Source organism: Burkholderia sp. NFPP32, assembly GCF_900119325.1.
GTDB lineage: Bacteria > Pseudomonadota > Gammaproteobacteria > Burkholderiales > Burkholderiaceae > Burkholderia > Burkholderia pyrrocinia_C.
This window is the reverse complement of sequence record NZ_FPJP01000013.1, coordinates 209,103-228,296: the sequence shown is the minus strand read 5'-3', so window position 1 is coordinate 228,296 and position 19,194 is coordinate 209,103. Positions and strand designations below refer to the sequence as shown.

Genomic DNA, 19,194 nt, shown 5'->3' with positions numbered 1-19,194 from the left:
TCGCGCCGGTGCCTGGAGCGCGCGGGCTGGACGCCGGGCGACCTGGACCTGATGGAGATCAACGAGGCGTTCGCGGCGCAGGCGCTGGCGGTGCACAAGCAGATGGGCTGGGACACGTCGAAGGTGAACGTGAACGGCGGGGCGATCGCGATCGGCCACCCGATCGGCGCGTCGGGCTGCCGGATCCTGGTGACGCTGCTGCACGAGATGGCCAAGCGCGATGCGAAGCGCGGGCTGGCGTCGCTGTGCATCGGCGGCGGGATGGGCGTCGCGCTCGCGGTCGAGCGTCCGTAACCGGTCGTCCATTACCGGCGAACCGAATCCGGGCGCCGGCCGATTGCGGCTTCGGCCGGCGCCACGTGAAGTCAGAGGGGGCCTTGGCAGCTCTCGAAACCAAAAAATGGAGTGAGATTTATGTCTCAGCGAATTGCGTACGTAACGGGCGGGATGGGCGGCATCGGCACCAGCATTTGCCAGCGTCTGTTGAAGGACGGCTTCAAGGTCGTCGCGGGCTGCGGCCCGAACTCGCCGCGCCGTGTGAAATGGCTCGAGGACCAGAAGGCGCTCGGGTACGATTTCATCGCGTCGGAAGGCAATGTCGGCGACTGGGACTCGACCAAGGAAGCGTTCGACAAGGTCAAGGCCGAAGTCGGCGAGATCGACGTGCTGGTCAACAACGCGGGCATCACGCGCGACGTCGTGTTCCGCAAGATGACGCACGAAGACTGGACCGCCGTGATCGACACCAACCTGACGAGCCTGTTCAACGTGACGAAGCAGGTGATCGACGGGATGGTCGAGCGCGGCTGGGGCCGGATCATCAACATTTCGTCGGTGAACGGCCAGAAGGGGCAATTCGGCCAGACCAACTATTCGACCGCGAAGGCCGGCATCCACGGCTTCACGATGTCGCTCGCGCAGGAAGTCGCGACGAAGGGCGTGACGGTCAACACCGTGTCGCCGGGCTACATCGGCACCGACATGGTGAAGGCGATCCGCCCCGACGTGCTGGAGAAGATCGTCGCGACGATCCCGGTGCGGCGTCTCGGTGCGCCGGAGGAAATCGGCTCGATCGTCGCGTGGCTTGCGTCGAACGATTCCGGCTTCGCGACGGGCGCCGACTTCTCGCTGAACGGCGGCCTGCACATGGGCTGAACGCCCGGGCTGCGCGGGCCGGGTGGCCGCGCAGCCGGGTGTGTTCCGAAGGCCCCCGCCTCCCGGGTTCGGGCGGCGGGGATTCGTCACTTGCGCTACGCTGCACTGAAAGGCGTTACATGACTACTACAAAGAAGACGGCCGAACGGCTCATCAAGAAGTACCCGAACCGCCGGCTCTACGATACCGAGACAAGCACGTACATTACGCTCACCGACGTGAAGCAGCTCGTACTGGAGCAGGAGGACTTCAAGGTCGTCGATGCGAAATCCAACGAAGACCTGACGCGCAGCATCCTGCTGCAGATCATCCTCGAAGAGGAAAGCGGCGGCGTGCCGATGTTCTCGTCGTCGATGCTGTCGCAGATCATCCGTTTCTACGGTCACGCGATGCAGGGCATGATGGGCACGTACCTGGAAAAGAACATCCAGGCGTTCATCGACATCCAGAACAAGCTCGCGGATCAGTCGAAGAACATGTACGACACCAATGCGATGAATCCGGAAGTCTGGTCGCAGTTCATGAACATGCAGGCGCCGATGATGCAAGGGATGATGACGAGCTACATCGAGCAGTCGAAGAACATGTTCGTGCAGATGCAGGAACAGATGCAGAACCAGGCGAAGTCGATGTTCAGCACGTTTCCTTTCAAGCAGCCGGGTTCCACGGAGCCGGAGAAGAAGTAGCGATTTTGCGGCAGGCCGGCCGCGGCGGCGCGAGCCGTCGAATGGCCGACGCCGTGAAGCGTGGTGCGCTGCGGCCGATCGTGTGCTCGGGCACGACGGACTGGCTGCCGCCTGCCGGAAGGGCGCCGCCGACGGTCGTTCATGATCGTCGGCACCGCATGCCCGTGCCCGGGATGCCGGGTCTGGCGTTGGGTGAGGCCGTTTCCGGAAATGCTGGCTGAGTACAGGCCGAAGGCTCCGTCAGGACTGCCGGACAGACACCCGGCCCGGTGTGTTCGCCCGCCTTCGCTCACAGCTCCGAACTGAAATCCTGGTGATCGTCCGACGGAGGAAGGTCGAGAACGAGCTTGACCGCGCTGTAGTTGGCCTTCAGCGAAAACACGCGACCGATCACGAGAAACGTCTGCCGCGAATTCTCGATCTCGACGAAGTCGCCGGGTTGCGGCACGTGGGCACCCTGGTCGTAGGAAAAGCTGGTGCTGGTTTGCTCGCCGATGGTTTCGGCAGCGTGCTCGGTGAATTCGATAGTGATGTGGGTGGTCATGCGAGTCCCGTTGGGTAATTGAAGAAAGCGGACGCTGCGATTTTCGCATAGTGGCGGGGCGATTCCGGCGCGGCGGCGTTTGCCGATCGCGCCCGTCATCTTGTCGCATCGCCCTGAAAGGGATGTGTCGGTTTCCCAAGTCGAGCGCCCGCGCGAGGCGCACATTGAGGTTGTGGTCCGTTGCGTCGCAACCGCCGGCTTTGGCTCGCTGACCGAAAAATAGCTTAACCCCACGCTTTTGCTGCCACGCTCCCACATGCCAGATGTTCCAATCCCCCAAAGTAGGGTACGTATCCCTCGGGTGCCCGAAAGTTTGCAAATATAACCTTGGTCCTGTGTGGCGGTTTAGATTGCGCAGAGACTTGCTCGTGGCCGCGTGGGCGGGCAGATGGCCGGCAACTGCCTGCGCTGGTCGCGTCGGCCGATAGCCAAGCTGCAGCTATCGGCCGTATGCATGCCTGACTACCTGTGCGAACTCGCAAGGAGGCAGGCAGATAGGAGAAGATTTTTCTAATCACCACGCATACCTTGATTAGCGCAATTACTCAGTCGTTGACGCATTGGGGACTGTTTGTTCCGTTCCCCAAGACGCTCCGTCGAATAACTTGTAATGAATGCTGGAATTTTTTGCATCTTTATATGCCAAATACAGATTCTTATTGAATACCACTAATGTGACCGGTTCAGAGGTTATTGAACCCGAAACTCCTCTGTCGATCCCCCAACTTGTTCCATCGTACGAGTTGTAATAAATTTGATTGTCGGGGCCGCCACCTTTGTGTGCCATATATAACTTCCCATTGAATGGCGATAATGCAACCGCCTGACTGGTCCAGTCCCGATCGTTGATTTTTTTCGGTTGATCCCAGCTATTTCCGGTGAGATTGTACGAGGTGTAGTAAATGCTGTTATCGTCGACACCCTTGAATGCTAGGTACATCCTGTCATTGAACGTCGTCAATGCAACCGGCTGGGTGGTTTCGGCACCTTGGACGCCGACATAGCCTCCCGATTTCCAGTTCACCCCATCGAAACTATGGAAGTAAATGTGTGTGTCGTTTGGGCCCTTGTGTGCCATGTATAATCTTCCATTATAGGACGCCATGGCGACGGGTTGGCAAGTACTGTCTTGCGGCACGGTATGTTCCTTGGGATCCCAGTTCGTCCCATCGAACGATGCGCAATAAACACCGTTGTTGTTGAGGCCGCCTTTGTGTGCCATATACAGCTTCCCGCTGAATGCCGCTAGTGCAACTGCCTGGGTTGTCCAGAATGCACCGTTTTTGACTGCCGTCGGTTTATCCCACTCTTTTCCATCGAAAGATGTGAGATAAATGTTATTGTTACTGTCGGCGCCTTTGTATGCCAAGTATAGCTTCCCATTGAAGACCGCCAGTGAAGGATAATTTAGTGCCTGAGCGGGGTCTGAGGAGGTGTCTTGGTTGCTTTCTTCGTCAACAAGCCGATTTTCGTCATTCATGATGCGCCTCTCTCGATTGTTAAGAGCTTTTGGATCGCCGACGTCTTTAAGTCAGTGATGTTTGGTCCAGCAGCGTGGTATTTCAAAGCTCACGCGCAATAAACGTAGTCTCTCTCATGCGGTAGATCCATTACACTCGATTACGCGCCTACGCCATCTGGACGTAGCGCGATTCGATGGAACTGTTGACGCTCGATCATTTCGACACGCTAAGCGGAAGGCATAACGAAAACGGCGCCGAAGCGCCGTTGTTCTCATGCAGAAGCCGGCTTCGACAACACGCGAAGGTGCCCGCTTCCGATCAGGAAGTTTCGATACGACCTGATCGCGACCTCCCACACTGCACGCATCACGTTCGGGCCCGAGTCGATGATTCTGCCTTGCATATCGATCACCGCGAGCGTTGCCGGCTCGCCGTCAGGCGTCGTGATGCTCAATCCCTGAAAGCGGACCGCGTTGATCGTGCTGATGATCGGCGTGACGACCTGCACGTCGTCCACCCAGGCGACGCCGGTCGGTTGCTTTTTCTTCGTCATGCTTCGCCTCCCGGAAATTCGTTATGTATGCGGCTGTCGAGCAGTCGGCCGGCGGCGCGCTTGCCGACGCGTTGCATCCATGCACCGTCGTCGAATTGATGGAAGAGGTTGCCGGAAGCCTCGATGACGTTCGGCGTCGGCGCAAATTCTCCCCATTGCTTGAACAGGAAGGGCACGCCGACGGCTTCACACTGGTCGCGAAGGTCGCGCAACCAATCGGGATGCATTGGCCGCGCGTCGGCGCCGCTTTCGCCGCCGACGATCACCCAATCCAACTCTTCAAGCGCATTGGTGCCGTCTGCGCGAGCTGCGCCTGAGCCTGCAGCAGTTCGGCGCGGCTCAATCGATCCAGACCCTCTACGATCAATACGGAACCGGCCGGCACCTGGCTGTCCTCGACTGCGCGCAGGAACACGCCGAGCGCACCTTGCCGGACGTGGCGCTGGTGGTAGGCCGACAGCCCCTCGTCTCGGAGTGATAGGGACGCATCAAGCTCCATTTCGTGGTCGGCCGCCCGTCGTGCGGCGTATTCGAACTGGCGGTCTATGTTGCCGCCAGCCGTTCATTTTGGCTCGCCGCCCCTAAATCGCTGTAAACTCACGCTTTTGCCGCCACGCCCCCACATTCCAGATGTCTCAGTCCCCCAAAGTAGGCTTCGTATCGCTCGGGTGCCCGAAAGCCCTCGTCGACTCCGAACAAATCATCACGCAGCTGCGTGCCGAAGGTTATGAAATCTCCGGCACCTACGACGGCGCCGACCTCGTCGTCGTGAACACCTGCGGTTTCATCGACGAAGCGGTGCAGGAAAGCCTCGATGCGATCGGCGAGGCGCTGACCGAGAACGGCAAGGTGATCGTCACCGGCTGCCTCGGCGCGAAGTCGAGCGCGAGCGGCTCGAACCTGATCGAGGAAGTCCATCCGAAGGTGCTCGCCGTCACCGGCCCGCACGCCGTGGGCGAAGTGATGCAGGCCGTGCATTCGCACCTGCCGAAGCCGCACGACCCGTTCGTCGACCTCGTGCCCGCGGCCGGCATCAAGCTCACGCCGCGCCACTACGCATACCTGAAGATTTCCGAAGGCTGCAACCACCGCTGCACGTTCTGCATCATCCCGTCGATGCGCGGCGATCTCGTGTCGCGTCCGGTCGCCGAAGTGATGCTCGAGGCCGAGAACCTGTTCAAGTCGGGCGTGAAGGAACTGCTCGTGATCTCGCAGGACACGAGCGCTTACGGCGTCGACGTGAAGTACCGCACGGGCTTCTGGAACGGCAAGCCGATCAAGACGCGCATGACCGACCTGGTCGCCGCGCTCGGCGAACTCGCCGCGCAGTACGGCGCATGGGTGCGCCTGCACTACGTATATCCGTATCCGAGCGTCGACGAAGTGATTCCGCTGATGGCCGAAGGCCCGTTCAAGGGCCACGTGCTGCCGTATCTCGACGTGCCGTTCCAGCACGCGCACCCAGAAGTGCTGAAGCGCATGAAGCGTCCGGCGAACGCCGAGAAGGTGCTCGAGCGCGTGCAGAAGTGGCGCGAGATCTGCCCGGACCTGACGATCCGCAGCACGTTCATCGCGGGCTTCCCCGGCGAGACGGAAGAGCAGTTCGAAACGCTGCTCGACTTCATCCGCGAGGCGGAGCTCGATCGCGTCGGCTGCTTCGCGTACTCGCCGGTCGAAGGTGCGACCGCGAACGAACTCGACGGCGCGCTGCCGGACGATGTCCGTGAAGAACGCCGCGCGCGCTTCATGGAAGTCGCCGAGGAAGTGTCGGCGAACCGCATTCAGCGCAAGGTCGGCAAGACCCTCAAGGTGCTGATCGACGAAGTCGGCGAAGAAGGCGGGATCGGCCGCACGGCAGCCGATGCGCCGGAGATCGACGGCGTTGTTTATGTCGAGCCGGCGACGAAGGCGTCGAAGCGCTACAAGGTCGGCGATTTCGTGTCCGTGAAGATCACGGGCGCCGACGGCCACGATCTGTGGGGCGAGGTGTAAGCGATGACCGCCGCATTTCCGGAGATCCTCGCGCTCGGCGAGGCGATGATCGAATTCAACCAGTCGCAGCCGGGCCGTCCGGAATTCCTGCAGGGCTTCGGCGGCGACACGTCGAACTTCTGCATCGCGGCGGCGCGCCAGGGCGCGTCGACGGGCTTCGTGTCGGCGATCGGCGACGATCCGTTCGGCCGCCTGCTGACCGACATGTGGCGCGCCGAGCACGTCGACACGACGTACGTGCGGATCGATCGCACGGCGCCGACCGGCGTGTATTTCGTCACGCACGGCGCCGACGGCCACCAGTTCGACTATCTGCGCGCGGGCTCCGCGGCGAGCCGCTATGCGACGGGCGACCTGCCGCTCGACGCGCTGGCCGCGGCGAAGGCCGTGCACCTGTCGGGCATCAGCCTCGCGATCAGCACCGCAGCGTGCGACGCCGCGTTCGCAGGGATCGACCATGCGCGCCGCAACGGCGCGAAGGTCAGCTTCGACACGAACCTGCGTCTGAAGCTCTGGCCGCTGCCGCGCGCCCGCGCGGTGATACGCGAGGCGCTTCGCCAGACGGACATCTGCCTGCCGAGCTGGGACGACGTCACCGCGCTTACGGGCGCGAACGATCGCGACGCGATCGTCGATGCGATGCTCGAACACGGGCCGCAGGTGGTCGCGTTGAAGCTCGGCAAGGACGGCGCGTATGTCGCGACGCCGAACGAGCGGCGCGTCGTGCCGGGCTTCGCGGTCGAAGCCGTGGACGCGACGGGCGCGGGCGACTGCTTCGGCGGCGCCTTCGTCGCGCGGATCGTCGCGGGCGACGATCCGTTCGCGGCGGCGCGCTATGCGAACGCGGCGGCGGCGTTGTCGACGACGGGCTACGGCGCGGTCGCGCCGATTCCGCACCGCGATGCGGTGGAGCGCCTGATGCAAGGCTGACGCGGCACGCGCACGCCGGCCACGGCCCCGCACGATCGATTCATTCGAACAGAAGGATGAGGAGGCAACATGCAACGTGAAGTGGTGGTGGTGAGCGGCGTGCGTACCGCGATCGGCGATTTCGGCGGCAGCCTGAAAGACATCGCGCCGACCGAGCTCGGCGCACAAGTCGTGCGCGAAGTGTTGCAGCGTGCGCAGGTGTCGGGCGACGAGGTCGGCCACGTGGTGTTCGGCAACGTGGTGCACACGGAGCCGAAAGATATGTACCTCGCACGCGTTGCCGCGATCAACGGCGGCGTCGCGCAGCATGCGCCGGCGCTCACGGTCAACCGGCTGTGCGGTTCCGGGCTGCAGGCGATCGTGTCGGCCGCGCAGGGCGTGCTGCTCGGTGATGCGGACATCGCGATCGCGGGCGGCGCGGAGAACATGAGCCGCGCGCCGTATTCGATCCCGGCCGCGCGCTTCGGGCAGCGCATGGGCGACATGCGCGCGGTCGACATGATGATCGGCGCGCTGAACGATCCGTTCCAGACGATCCACATGGGCGTGACGGCCGAGAACGTCGCCGCGAAGTACGGCATTTCACGCGACGCGCAGGACGCGCTCGCGCTCGAATCACACCGCCGCGCGTCGCACGCGGCGAGGGCCGGCTACTTCAAGGACCAGATCCTGCCGGTCGAGCTGATCGGCTCGAAGAAGGGCACGCCGGTCGTGTTCGATCGCGACGAGCACGTGCGCCACGACGCGAGCCTGGACGACTTCTCGAAGCTGCGGCCCGCGTTCGTGAAGGAGAACGGCACGGTGACGGCCGGCAACGCGTCGGGCATCAACGACGCGGCCGCCGCGGTGCTGCTGATGGAGCGCAGCGTTGCCGAGAAGCGCGGCGCAAAGCCGCTCGCGCGCCTCGTCGCGTATGCGCATGCGGGCGTCGATCCGGCCTACATGGGGATCGGTCCCGTGCCGGCCACGCAAAAGGTGCTCGAGCGCGCGGGGCTGACGGTCGCCGATCTCGACGTGATCGAGGCGAACGAGGCATTTGCCGCGCAGGCATGCGCGGTGACGAAGGAGCTGGGTCTCGACCCGGCAAAGGTGAATCCGAACGGGTCCGGCATTTCGCTCGGCCACCCGATCGGCGCGACGGGTGCGCTGATCACCGTCAAGGCGCTGTACGAGTTGCAGCGCATCGGCGGCCGATACGCGCTCGTGACGATGTGCATCGGCGGCGGGCAGGGCATCGCCGCGATTTTCGAGCGAATCTGAAGCAAGGAGCAACGCAAGGTGGGTCGATATTCGGAATGGCAACGGGCGCTTGTCGTCGCATGTGCGCTGGCGGCGGGCATCGCGCTGCCGGGCGCGGTCGCGGCGCAGGCCGTCGCGCCGGGCGCGCAACAGGATGAGGCGGCACCCGCGCGGCCGCTGCGGCCGAATCCCGAATTCGCCCGGCTGCCTCGCTACGAAGGCACGCTCGGCGACCGGCCGATCGTCGTGCATCTCGGCCCGAAGACGGACGAGGAAGGCGTGCACGGCGAATACCAGTTCGCCGATACGGGCGAGGTGGTCCTGCTCGCGGGCGATCGCGATGGCGATACGCTCGAGATCGAGGAATCGAACGACGGCACGAACATCTCCGGCGTATGGATCGGCCGCTTCGACGCGACGGGCGACCTGAAGGCCGACCGGATGAACTCGGACGAATCGGACCCGCAGCCCGTCGTGCTGCGCCTGGCGCCGGGCAAGCGCGCGGCGCTGCAGGTGCGCGACGGCCACGTGCAGGAAATCGAGACGGTGGGCTCGGTCGTCGATCTGCGCACCGACGACTGAGCCCGCGCTGGCTCGGCGTGCGCGGCGCGCATTGTACCGGGCCAAATGCGCCGATTTTGGCTAATCTAGCGACATATTCCGCAACCGAACGGCCTTGTGCCCGGCTTCCTGTCATGACTGCATCCACTCCCAAGCGCGCGCTGCAAACCCGCATCGTTCAACCCGACGACGTCATTCCGGAAGGCTTCCGTTCGTTCGTGCCGCCGGTCGCGCGCGCATCGACGGTCGTGTTCCCCGATCTCGCGACGATGCGCGCGCTCGTCTGGCACAACGACAACCAGTGGCGCTACGGGCTGCATGCGACGCCGACGTCGCTCGCGCTCGCGCAGCGGCTCGCCGAGATCGAGGGCGGCACGCACGCGCTGCTGCAGCCGTCTGGCCTCGCGGCGATCATGAACGTCTATTTCGGGATCGTGAAAGCCGGCGACGACGTGCTGATTCCACACAACGTGTATGGGCCGAACGCCGATTTCGGCAACTGGCTCGCGAAGGATTTCGGCATAGCCGTGCGCTTCTACGATCCGCTCGTCGGCGCGGGCATCGCCGAGCTGATCCAGCCGAACACGCGGCTGATCTGGATCGAGGCGCCCGGCTCGGTGACGATGGAAGTGCCCGACGTGCAGGCGATCGCGGCGGCCGCGAAGGCGCGCGGCATCGTCACCGCGATCGACAACACCTATTCGGCCGGGCTCGCATTCAAGCCGTTCGAGCACGGCGTCGACATCTCGGTGCAGGCGCTGACCAAGTATCAGTCGGGCGGCAGCGATGTGCTGATGGGCGCGACGATCACCGCGGACGCCGAACTGCACGCGAAGCTGAAGCTCGCGCGGATGCGCTGCGGGATCGGCGTATCGGTCGACGATTGCTCGCTCGTGCTGCGCAGCCTGCCGAGCATGCAGGTGCGTTTCGACGCGCACAGCAAGAGCGCGCTCGCGCTCGCGCAATGGCTGAAGACGCGGCCGGAGATCGCGTCGGTGCTGCACCCGCAAATTGCGGACTGCCCGGGGCACGCGTCGTTCGTGCGCGACTTCACGGGCGCGGGCGGGCTGTTCTCGGTGGTGTTCGACGAGCGCTACAGCGCCGAGCAGGTCGACCGCTTCGTCGAGTCGCTCGAACTGTTCGCGATCGGCTGGAGCTGGGGCGGCGCGTGCAGCCTCGCGATGCCTTACGACGTCGCGTCGATGCGCCCGGACTGGCCGCACCGCGGCACGCTGGTGCGTTTCTATGTCGGTCTCGAGGACGAAGCCGACCTGCGCGCGGATATCGAGCGCGCGATGCAGGCCGCACTCGGCTGATCGCAGGCCGAGTACGTCCCGCGGAAAAACGAAACGCCGGCGCGATGCAAGATCGCGCCGGCGTTTTTCATTCGAGGTCGCGCGGGATCAGAACAGCCGCAGCAGCCCGTCGAGGCCGACGTGATCGAACGCGACCGTCGCCGCGTCGCGCACGACGGGCTTCGCGTGGAACGCGACCGACAGGCCGGCTTCGGCCATCATCTTCAGGTCGTTCGACCCGTCGCCCATCGCGATCGCGCGGCTTGGCTCGAGGCCGAGCGACGCGCACGTGTCGCGCAGCAGGCGCGCCTTCACGTCGGCGTTGACGATCTCGCCGAGGACCTTGCCGGTCAGCTTGCCGTCGACGATCTCGAGCGTGTTCGCATGCGCGTAGTCGAGGCCGAGGCGTGCCTTCAGCCGCTCGGTGAAGAACGTGAAGCCGCCCGACACGAGCAGGGTCTTCATGCCGGCGGCCTTCACGCCGGCAAGCATCGTCTCGGCGCCCGGCGACAGTTGCAGCCGTTCCTCGTACACGCGCTCGAGCGCCTGCGCATCGAGCCCGGCCAGCAGCGCGACGCGGCGCGTGAGGCTTTCGTTGAAGTCGCGGATCTCGCCGCGCATCGACGCTTCGGTGATCTCGGCGACCTGCGTCTTGAGCCCGCAGAAATCGGCGATTTCGTCGATGCATTCGATCGTGATCAGCGTCGAATCCATGTCCATCACGACGAGCCCGAAATCGCCGAGCGTGCGGCCTGCCTCGACGAACGCGAAGTCGAGCGCGTGCGTGCCGCAGTACGCGTCGATGTCGAGGCGCTGCGCCGGGTTCACGTTTTCGATGCGCAGCGCGTGATCGTCGGTCTGCACGATGCGGGTGCCGCGCGACAGCGCGAGCAGCGGTTTGTGATGGGCGTCCGACAGCGGCGCAAGACTCTGGATGACGAGGTTGTGGGTCATGGCGGGATGGTTGCGAGGCGAATGAAATGCATGCGCGGCCAACGGACGGCCGCCTGCGGACGCGGGCCCCGTTCGGCTGCGGGCCATGGCGTCGCGAACGCGCCATTGTAGCCGGTTGGCCGGGCCGGGCGATCGCGGCAGGTACGAATCCTGAGGCCGGACTCGCAACGGCACGCCCGCCGCGCGGGCCGAACGTCAACGCTTATTGCCCGTCCACGCGATCCCAGTACGGCGGATCGCCGAAATGTTCGGCCAGAAAGGAGATGAGCGCGAGCGTCTTCAGCGGCACGTGTGCGCGGCTCGGATAGACGGCCCAGATCGCGACGTCGTCGGCGAACGGATAGTCGTCGAGCACCGTGACGAGCGCGCCGCTCGCGAGCAGCGGGCCGACGTCCCAGGTCGACTTGATCGCGATCCCGAAGCCGTCGACGAGCGCTTCGCGGATCGCCTCGCCGTTGCTGGCGACGAGCCGGCCGGCGACCCGCACGGTCAGCGGGCCTTGCGGCGTCGCGAACGACCAGTCGCGCTGGTTGCCGAGGATCACGCACTCGTGCTGCGCGAGGTCGGCCGGATGGCGCGGCGTGCCGCGTTCGGCGAGATACGCGGGCGAGCAGCACAGCACGCGGCGGTTCACCGCGAGCTTGCGCGCGACGAGCGTCGAATCCTTCAGCGCGCCGAGGCGGATCGCGACGTCGTAGCCGTCGTCGACGAGATCGACGATCTCGTCGGACAGCCGCAGGTCGAGCGACACCGACGGATAGCGGCGCAGGAACGCGGGAATCACCGGCGCGACATGCTGGCGGCCGAACGACGACGACATCGATACCTTCAGCCGCCCGTACGGCTCGCTGCGGCCGCGGCCGACCGACGCGCGCGCGGCGTCGGCGGCCGACAGCAGCGCGTCGGCGCGCGCCATGAAGACCTCACCGTCCTGCGTGAGGCTGATGCGGCGCGTGGTGCGGTGCAGCAGCCGCGCGCCGAGCTGGCGCTCGAGCTGCGCGATGCGCGCGCTCGCGACCGCGGCCGACACGCCGAATTCGCGCCCGGCCGCGGTGACGTTCGCGAGCAGCGCCGCGCGCACGAACAGCGCGACGTCGAGCAGGTCGAGCGGCTTGTCGGGTGCGGGAATCGGATCGGACGCCATTATTCTGAAATTCCTGAAAATGTTTCAGGAAATATAGCGGTTTTCTCGAATGATCGGGTTGCCTACGATGACGTTCATGGGGCTGCGCCGCGGCCCGCCCGTTTCCCTGAAAGGAGTTTCGTGATGAAAGCCGTTGGACTGACCCGCTATCTGCCGATCGACGACCCGCAGGCCTTGCTCGACGTGGAGCTGCCGCAGCCCGTGCCGGGCCCGCGCGACCTGCTCGTGAAGGTCGAGTCGATTTCCGTGAACCCGGTGGACACCAAGGTGCGCGCGCCGAAGTCGCAGGTCGAGGACACGCCGCGCGTGCTCGGCTGGGATGCCGCCGGTACGGTCGTCGCGGTCGGCGCGGACGTCACGCTGTTCCGGCCCGGCGACGAAGTGTTCTACGCGGGCAGCATCACGCGACCCGGCGCGAACAGCGAATTCCATGCGGTCGACGAACGGATCGCCGCGTTGAAGCCGCGCACGCTCGACTTCGCCGCGGCCGCGGCACTGCCGCTCACTGCGCTGACCGCGTGGGAAGCGCTGTTCGACCGGCTGCGCGTGTCGCCGCAGGGCGCGGACGCCGGCAAGTCGGTGCTGATCATCGGCGGCGCGGGCGGCGTGGGCTCGATCGCGATCCAGCTCGCGAAGGTGCTCGGCAAGCTGCACGTGATCGCGACCGCGTCGCGGCCGGCGTCGGCCGAATGGGTGCGCTCGCTCGGCGCGGATGCGGTGGTCGACCATTTCGGCGACCTGCCTGCACAGTTGCGCGAAGCCGGGCATCCGAATGTCGACTACGTGCTGATCTTCAACGACACGGACCGCCATTTCCCCGCCGCGGCGGAAGTAATCCGGCCGCAGGGCGGCATTTGCACGATCGTCGAGAACGGGAAGCCGGTGCCGGTCGAACTGCTGAAGGCGAAGAGCGCCGCGTTTCACTGGGAGTTCATGTTCACGCGCGCGATGTTCGAGACGCCGGACATGATCGAGCAGCACCGGATCCTCGGCGAAGTCGCGCGGCTCGTCGACGGCGGCGCGCTGCGCACGACGCTCGGCGAACAGCTCGGCGCGATCAATGCGGCGAACGTGCGGCGCGCGCACCAGTTGCTCGAAGCCGGGCGCACGATCGGCAAGCTCGTGCTGAGCGGCTTCTGAGTGCCTGCAAACCCGTCGCGTCGTGCGAGGTCCTTCGAGGAGGCATCCCCCACTGTGACTTCCTTCGGGGCGGAAAGCCTGCGGTGGCCCGGCGTTTTCTCGAGAGCCGGCATCGCGCGTAAGGTTGCAACGCCGCGAACGCAAGCGGGGTAACACCCGATGCGTTTGCGGCGCATTGCATGCCGCTTGGCGGTAGACTGGCAACGCATCATGCATCGAAAACCGCGCGGCACGCGCGTGCCGCCGCATTACAAGGAGGTCAGCATGAGCCAACGCAGCTTGTCAGTCGCCGCATCGTGGTCGGCCGTGTTCGCGGCGGCGTGCGTCAGCGCGAGCGTATTCGCGGCGCCGCCGGTCAAGGGCAGCCTGAAGGGCGGCGGTACGGGACAGCTCGAATACACCGTCAAGGTCGACTCGAAGACCTTCGGCAATACGCAGGAGACCCGCAAGATCCGCTCGGGCGAAACGGACGACTTCAACTGGAAGTCGGTGCCGCCGAGCGGCGCGGTCGCGTTGCCGGACGGCTGCCCGAATGCGGACAACCTGCCGCGCGACGAGAACGGCGCGATGGTGCGCCAGACCCAGGTGCGGCTCGCGCCGTCGGTCGACGCGAAGGGGACTGCGAACGTGCAGATGAGTTTCCAGGCGGCCGCCCCGAAGGGCACGCGCAACGTGACGGCGGGCGGCAAGTCGCTGCAGTGCCCGGACGTCGTGTCGGTGAGCCAGGTGAAGTGGGTGTCGATTCCGACCAACGGCGGATCGAAGTCCGTGACGATGAGCGACGGCACGAAGGTGACGGTGTCGATCAAACGTTGAGCGGCGCGCGCGAGCCGGCGTTTCGTCCGGTGCGCGCGCAACGGATTCGACTGGCGGGACGAGCAGGGCGGCACGTGAACGTTTCGTGTCGCCGTCACGATGCTTTCCCGCGACCTGCTTCGCGCTATGTTGCCGCGGCAACGGCATTGCACTGTTTGCGCGCGTCCGCTCAGCGTGCCAACCTGCGTGACGTCATGCGGATGTCACGTTATGCTCCGCCACATCATCACCTTCCTGTAACGATATCCCGATGAAATTCCGAATGTGCATGCTGCTGTCGGCCGCAGCGTTCGTCTCCGCGCACGCGCAGGCGGCCGACGATTGCAGTTTCGTGAAGAAGGTCGAGCTGCCGGCGCGGCAGCAGGTGGCGGTCGTGTCGAGCGGCGCACTCGAACCGTGCTCGACCGGCAGCTATGCGGTGCGCGTGTATTCGACCGCGCATGCCGCACCCGGCTTCGATACGGACGATTACGTGACGGGGGCGCTGCATGCGCGCGATGGCACGGTCACCGATGCGTTCACGGCCGACCTCGGCGCACGCGCGCCGCAGGCGCTCGTCGTGACGACGCGCTCGGCCGGCAGCGGCGGTTATGTCGGCGCGCAGGCCTATGTGACGACACCGCGTGCGGTGCGGCTCGTCGCGTCGGTCGACGGGCTCGCGCCCGACGCGGACATCGCGGCCGCGTTGCGGCAGGCGATCGGCAAGCGCCGCGCCGCGCGCTGACGCGCTGGTCGCGCAGCGCGCGTACGCATCGCGCGGCGCCGCCGCGTGTCAGTGCGCACGCTCTTCGAGCCGCGCTGCGAGAAAGCGGTGATCGGCCGAGAACAGCCGGCGATAGGTCATCAGCACTGCGCCGACGGTGCCGAGCGCGGACGCCGCGGCGATCAGGAACATGATCACGATCTGGTAGCGCACGGCCTGCAGCGGCGACTGGCCGGCCAGCACCTGGCCCGTCATCATCCCCGGCAGGCTCACGACGCCGACGACGGCCATCTGGTTCAGCGTCGGCAGCATGCCCGCGCGCACGGCCTGGCGCGCGGCGTCCTGCGCGGCTTCCCAGCGCGTCGCGCCGAGCGCGAGCGCGGTCTCGACGCGGTCGCGGCGTGCGGTGAGCTCTTCCATCATCCGCTCGACGCCGAGCGACACGCCCGTCAGCGTATTGCCGAGAATCATCCCGAGGATCGGAATCGCGTATTGCGGCGCGTACCACGGATGGATGCGGATCACGACGAACAGGCCGACCGCCGCGACGAACCAGCTGCTGAACCAGATCGACGCGATGCTGTCGATGCGCTGGCCGCGGTACGTGCGCTTGCCGCGCCCCGCGCCGGCGAAACCGGCGATCAGTGTCATCAGCGCGGTGAGCGGCAGCACGACATACCAGTGCGGATGGCCGAACACCCAGCCGAGCACATAACCGATCGCGAGCAACTGCACGACGGTGCGCACGGCCGCGAGCGCGAGCTTGCGGCCGAGGCCGAGCGACAGCGCCGCCGAGATCGCGCCGTTGATTGCGACGAGCGCGGCGGCGATGCCGACGTCGACGAGGCTCAGGTCCTGCAGTGCCGGGCTCATCGCGCAGCCTCCATCTGGTTTGCAGCGTGCAGCACGCCGGCCTGCATCACGAGCCGCGTCGTGCCGATCCGTGCGGCCTGGGCCGGATCGTGCGAGATCCACATATACGCGCGAGCGTCGGGCGCCGCGTCGAACCACGCACCGACGAGCGCTTCGATCGCGCGCGCCGATTCGGGATCGAGCGCGGAGGTCGGCTCGTCGAGCAGCAGCACGTCGGGGTCGAGCTGCAGTACGCGCAGCAGCGCGGCGATCTGCGCTTCGCCGCCCGACAGGTCGCTCGCGCGCTTGTCGAGAAAGTCGGGGCCGCGGCCGGCACGTGCGGCGAGCGCTTCGGCGCGCGCGCGATCGAACGCGACGTCGCGATAGATCGCCAGCGAATACGGATAGCGCAATTGCGATTCGACGGTGCCGTCCATCTGCGCGGGGCGCTGGCGCACATATGCGACGCTGCGCCGGTAGCGCGGGATCGCGCTGCGCCGGATCCGGCGGCCGCGCCACAGGATGTGGCCGTCGTCGAGCGGATCGAGCAGCGCGAGCGCGCGCAGCAGCACGCTCTTGCCCGACCCGGACGGTCCCGTGATAGCAATGCGCGATCCCGCTGCGAGGCTGAAATCGGTCGAGGCGAGCAGGGTCTTGCCGCTGCTGGCGTCGCGCCGCGTGATGCGCTGTGCCTCGATGAGGCCGGTGGGGGCTGTCATGTCACAAATGAAAAAAAGCGTTAATGGCACCGAAAGGTCGCCGTGCCGTGCGTCATAATACCGATTGAAAAGCCGCGCGTGTCGTGCGCCGTTCGTCCACGCAAGCGGCCCGGCATGGTGCGGCAACATGTCAGAACAACAACGGAACCGCCATGACGCTAACCCGAGCCATCGGCAAATCGGCTGCATGGATCGTCGGTATCGTCGCGGTGCTCATCGCGGCGGCCGGCGTCTTTCTCTTCACATTCGACTGGAACCGCGCGAAACCGTGGGTCAACGAGCAGGTGAGTGCCGCGCTCGGCCGCCCGTTCGCGATCAACGGCGACCTGAAGGTCGGCTGGCGTCGCCCCGACGGCGAGACCGGCTGGCGCGCCTGGGTGCCCTGGCCGAGCTTTTCGGCCACGCAGCTCGAGATCGGCAACCCAGACTGGGCGAAGGCGCCCAAATTCGTCACGCTCGATGCCGCGCACTTCGATCTCGCGATCCTGCCGTTGCTCGCGCATGAAATCGTCATTCCGTCGATCGACGTCGTGAATCCCGCCGTCGACCTCGAGCGGCTCGCCGACGGCCGCAACACGTGGACTTTCCAGTTCAAGCAATCGGCGCAGCCGTCGCCGTGGAAGGTACGGCTCGACAGCTTTGGCTTCGCGAAGGGCACCGTCACGTATCGCGACGCGATCACGAAGGCCGACCTGAGCGTCGCGATCGATACGCTCGGGCAGCCGATTCCGCTCGGCGACGTGCTGAAGGAACAGGAGCAGACGTCGCGCGCGGCGTCCGCGCAGCGTGTCGGCAAGCACGGCGCCGCGCAACTGAGCGCGAAGGCGAACGCGGAAGCCGCGTCGAGCGCGTCGGCGGCGCAGGCTGCGGGGGCGTCGTCGTCCATGGCGGTTGCGGCAGCGTCTGCGGTTGCGCCTGCGTCGGCGGCAGCTCCCGCGTCCGGTGCGTCCGCCGCATCCGGCGCAAGCGGCACCGCGGCACCCGCGAAGCCGTCCGGCCCGACCTATGCGTTCGGGCTGAAGGTCGGCGGCCGCTACAAGAACGTGCCGATCAGCGGCACCGGCAAGCTCGGCGGCGTGCTCGCGGTCGAGGACACGTCGCGGCCGTTCCCGCTGCAGGCCGACGTGAAGGCCGGCGACACGCGGCTCGCAATCGTCGGCACGCTGACCGACCCGCGGAATCTCGCGGCGCTCGACCTGCGCCTGTGGCTGCAGGGTCCGTCGATGTCGCACCTCTATCAGCTCACCGGCATCACGCTGCCCGACACGCCGCCTTATGCGACCGAGGGGCGGCTGATCGGCAACTTCAAGCGGCGCGCGAGCACGTTCCGCTACGAGAACTTCAACGGCCGCGTCGGCGGCAGCGATCTCGGCGGCACGCTGTTGTACGAGCAGCGCGAGCCGCGACCGAAGCTGTCGGGCGAACTCGTGTCGAACCTCCTGCAGTTCTCCGATCTCGCGCCGGTGATCGGCGCGGACACGGCCGCGAGCAAGGCCAAGCGCGGCGACACGACACGCCAGCCGCCGGGCCGCGTGCTGCCGGTCGAGACGTTCCGTACCGACCGCTGGCGCGCGCTTGACGCGGACGTGAAGTTCACCGGCCGCAAGCTGATCAAGAGCGCGAACCTGCCGATCACCAACCTGTACACGCACATCGTGATGCAGGACGGCGTGCTGTCGCTCGAACCGCTGCAGTTCGGCGTCGCGGGCGGCACGCTCGCGACGACCGCGCATCTCGACGGCAGCGGCGCGCCGCTGAAGGGCCGCTTCACGGTGGCCGCGCGGCACCTGAAGCTCAAGCAGTTGTTCCCGACGCAGAAGGTGATGCAGTCGGCGCTCGGCGAGATCAACGGTGACGCGTCGCTGTCGGCGACCGGCAACTCGCCGGCCGCACTGGCTGCGACGTCGACCGGCGAAGTGAAGGCGCTCATCACCGACGGCCGTATCAGCCGCCTGCTGATGGAAGCCGCGGGGCTGAACGTCGCGAACGTCGTCTACGAGAAGCTGTTCGGCAATCGCGACGTGAACATCAATTGTGCGGCGATCGACTTCGTCGCGACCAACGGGATCCTCGACCCGAAGGTGTTCGCGCTCGATACCGACGACGCGCTGATCAACGTCGACGGCCCGATCAGCCTGCGCGACGAAACGCTCGACCTGAAGATCCATCCGCACACGAAGGGTTTCCGGATCTTCTCGCTGCGCTCGCCGCTGTACGCGAAGGGCACGTTCAAGAACCCGGACGTCGGCGTCGATGCGGGTGCGCTCGCGCTGCGTGCCGGCGCGATGATCGGGCTCGGTCTGATCAACCCGTTCGCGGCGCTGATTCCGTTGATCGCGCCGAGCAACAACAAGGACGTGCCGTGCTCGCAGCTGTTCGGGCAGATGAAGGAGAAGGCAGCGCAGAAGGAGGCGGCGAAGGCCGGCAAGTGACATTGGCCTGATGCGG

18 protein-coding genes and 3 pseudogenes are annotated in these 19,194 nt (G+C 65.9%); 12 read left to right on the top strand and 9 right to left on the bottom strand.

The window, feature by feature from the left end; all coding sequences use genetic code 11:
* From BT264_RS23800 to phaR, 3 genes and pseudogenes are all read left to right on the top strand, one after another.
* Window positions 1-294 (top strand): annotated as a pseudogene (locus tag BT264_RS23800) (acetyl-CoA C-acetyltransferase); the annotation flags it as partial.
* A 120-nt stretch (window positions 295-414) separates the two neighbouring features.
* Window positions 415-1,155: a 3-ketoacyl-ACP reductase gene (locus BT264_RS23795; protein WP_072441360.1), complete on the top strand. Its 741-nt coding sequence runs from the start codon at window positions 415-417 to the stop codon at window positions 1,153-1,155.
* A gap of 119 nt (window positions 1,156-1,274) precedes the next feature.
* On the top strand, window positions 1,275-1,841 hold the full coding sequence (gene phaR / locus BT264_RS23790; RefSeq protein ID WP_034181302.1) for a polyhydroxyalkanoate synthesis repressor PhaR: 567 nt from the start codon (window positions 1,275-1,277) through the stop codon (window positions 1,839-1,841).
* A gap of 289 nt (window positions 1,842-2,130) precedes the next feature.
* On the opposite strand, the gene BT264_RS23785 is transcribed toward phaR, so the two are convergent.
* The 5 genes and pseudogenes from BT264_RS23785 to BT264_RS39630 all read right to left on the bottom strand — a co-directional run.
* Window positions 2,131-2,385: a hypothetical protein gene (locus BT264_RS23785; protein ID WP_072441356.1), complete on the bottom strand. Its 255-nt coding sequence runs from the start codon at window positions 2,383-2,385 to the stop codon at window positions 2,131-2,133.
* 541 nt (window positions 2,386-2,926) lie between these two features.
* Complete coding sequence (locus tag BT264_RS38535; RefSeq protein ID WP_072441354.1) at window positions 2,927-3,865, bottom strand: sialidase family protein; 939 nt, start codon at window positions 3,863-3,865, stop codon at window positions 2,927-2,929.
* A 254-nt stretch (window positions 3,866-4,119) separates the two neighbouring features.
* Entirely contained in the window at window positions 4,120-4,401 is a 282-nt protein-coding gene (locus tag BT264_RS23775; protein ID WP_072441351.1) for a hypothetical protein, read from the bottom strand.
* Window positions 4,398-4,682 (bottom strand): annotated as a pseudogene (locus tag BT264_RS39635) (DUF5131 family protein); the annotation flags it as partial. The gene BT264_RS23775 and the pseudogene BT264_RS39635, both read right to left, overlap by 4 nt.
* 17 nt (window positions 4,683-4,699) lie before the next feature.
* Window positions 4,700-4,900, bottom strand: a pseudogene (locus BT264_RS39630) (recombinase family protein); the annotation flags it as partial.
* A 131-nt stretch (window positions 4,901-5,031) separates the two neighbouring features.
* On the opposite strand from BT264_RS39630, the gene rimO reads away from it, so the two are divergent.
* The 5 genes from rimO (at window position 5,032) to BT264_RS23740 (ending at window position 10,439) form a co-directional block, all read left to right on the top strand.
* Window positions 5,032-6,393, top strand: a complete 1,362-nt coding sequence (gene rimO, locus BT264_RS23760; protein ID WP_034181306.1) for a 30S ribosomal protein S12 methylthiotransferase RimO — start codon at window positions 5,032-5,034, stop codon at window positions 6,391-6,393.
* Between the two features lie 3 nt (window positions 6,394-6,396).
* Window positions 6,397-7,323 (top strand): sugar kinase, encoded by a 927-nt coding sequence (locus BT264_RS23755; RefSeq protein WP_072441348.1) that lies wholly within the window; start codon window positions 6,397-6,399, stop codon window positions 7,321-7,323.
* A gap of 69 nt (window positions 7,324-7,392) precedes the next feature.
* Window positions 7,393-8,583, top strand: a complete 1,191-nt coding sequence (gene bktB / locus BT264_RS23750) for a beta-ketothiolase BktB (RefSeq protein ID WP_072441345.1) — start codon at window positions 7,393-7,395, stop codon at window positions 8,581-8,583.
* An 18-nt stretch (window positions 8,584-8,601) separates the two neighbouring features.
* Window positions 8,602-9,144, top strand: a complete 543-nt coding sequence (locus tag BT264_RS23745; protein WP_072441342.1) for a hypothetical protein — start codon at window positions 8,602-8,604, stop codon at window positions 9,142-9,144.
* Window positions 9,145-9,257: 113 nt separating this feature from the next.
* Entirely contained in the window at window positions 9,258-10,439 is a 1,182-nt protein-coding gene (locus BT264_RS23740) for a cystathionine beta-lyase (protein WP_072441339.1), read from the top strand.
* An 87-nt stretch (window positions 10,440-10,526) separates the two neighbouring features.
* On the opposite strand, the gene serB is transcribed toward BT264_RS23740, so the two are convergent.
* Together serB and BT264_RS23730 are read right to left on the bottom strand one after the other, a co-directional pair.
* Window positions 10,527-11,372, bottom strand: coding sequence for a phosphoserine phosphatase SerB (gene serB / locus BT264_RS23735; RefSeq protein ID WP_072441336.1), 846 nt, complete (start codon window positions 11,370-11,372; stop codon window positions 10,527-10,529).
* A gap of 202 nt (window positions 11,373-11,574) precedes the next feature.
* Window positions 11,575-12,516 (bottom strand): LysR family transcriptional regulator, encoded by a 942-nt coding sequence (locus BT264_RS23730; protein WP_072441333.1) that lies wholly within the window; start codon window positions 12,514-12,516, stop codon window positions 11,575-11,577.
* Between the two features lie 123 nt (window positions 12,517-12,639).
* On the opposite strand from BT264_RS23730, the gene BT264_RS23725 reads away from it, so the two are divergent.
* The 3 genes from BT264_RS23725 (at window position 12,640) to BT264_RS23715 (ending at window position 15,196) form a co-directional block, all read left to right on the top strand.
* A complete protein-coding gene (locus BT264_RS23725; RefSeq protein WP_072441331.1) occupies window positions 12,640-13,656 on the top strand; it encodes a zinc-binding alcohol dehydrogenase family protein in 1,017 nt (338 codons plus the stop codon).
* 264 nt (window positions 13,657-13,920) lie between these two features.
* Window positions 13,921-14,472 (top strand): DUF6013 family protein, encoded by a 552-nt coding sequence (locus BT264_RS23720; protein ID WP_072441420.1) that lies wholly within the window; start codon window positions 13,921-13,923, stop codon window positions 14,470-14,472.
* A gap of 250 nt (window positions 14,473-14,722) precedes the next feature.
* Window positions 14,723-15,196: a PliI family lysozyme inhibitor of I-type lysozyme gene (locus tag BT264_RS23715; protein WP_072441328.1), complete on the top strand. Its 474-nt coding sequence runs from the start codon at window positions 14,723-14,725 to the stop codon at window positions 15,194-15,196.
* 48 nt (window positions 15,197-15,244) lie between these two features.
* Here BT264_RS23715 and fetB read toward each other — a convergent pair whose 3' ends face one another.
* Together fetB and BT264_RS23705 are read right to left on the bottom strand one after the other, a co-directional pair.
* Complete coding sequence (fetB, locus tag BT264_RS23710; RefSeq protein ID WP_034181315.1) at window positions 15,245-16,048, bottom strand: ABC transporter permease; 804 nt, start codon at window positions 16,046-16,048, stop codon at window positions 15,245-15,247.
* Window positions 16,045-16,746, bottom strand: a complete 702-nt coding sequence (locus tag BT264_RS23705) for an ABC transporter ATP-binding protein (RefSeq protein WP_072441325.1) — start codon at window positions 16,744-16,746, stop codon at window positions 16,045-16,047. Before BT264_RS23705 ends, fetB begins: the two co-directional genes overlap by 4 nt.
* Window positions 16,747-16,898: 152 nt before the next feature.
* Between BT264_RS23705 and BT264_RS23700 the strand changes: the two genes are divergently transcribed.
* Window positions 16,899-19,178 carry an AsmA family protein gene (locus BT264_RS23700; RefSeq protein ID WP_072441322.1) on the top strand — a complete coding sequence of 760 codons (2,280 nt, stop codon included), beginning with the start codon at window positions 16,899-16,901 and terminating at the stop codon, window positions 19,176-19,178.
* Window positions 19,179-19,194 lie beyond the last annotated feature (16 nt).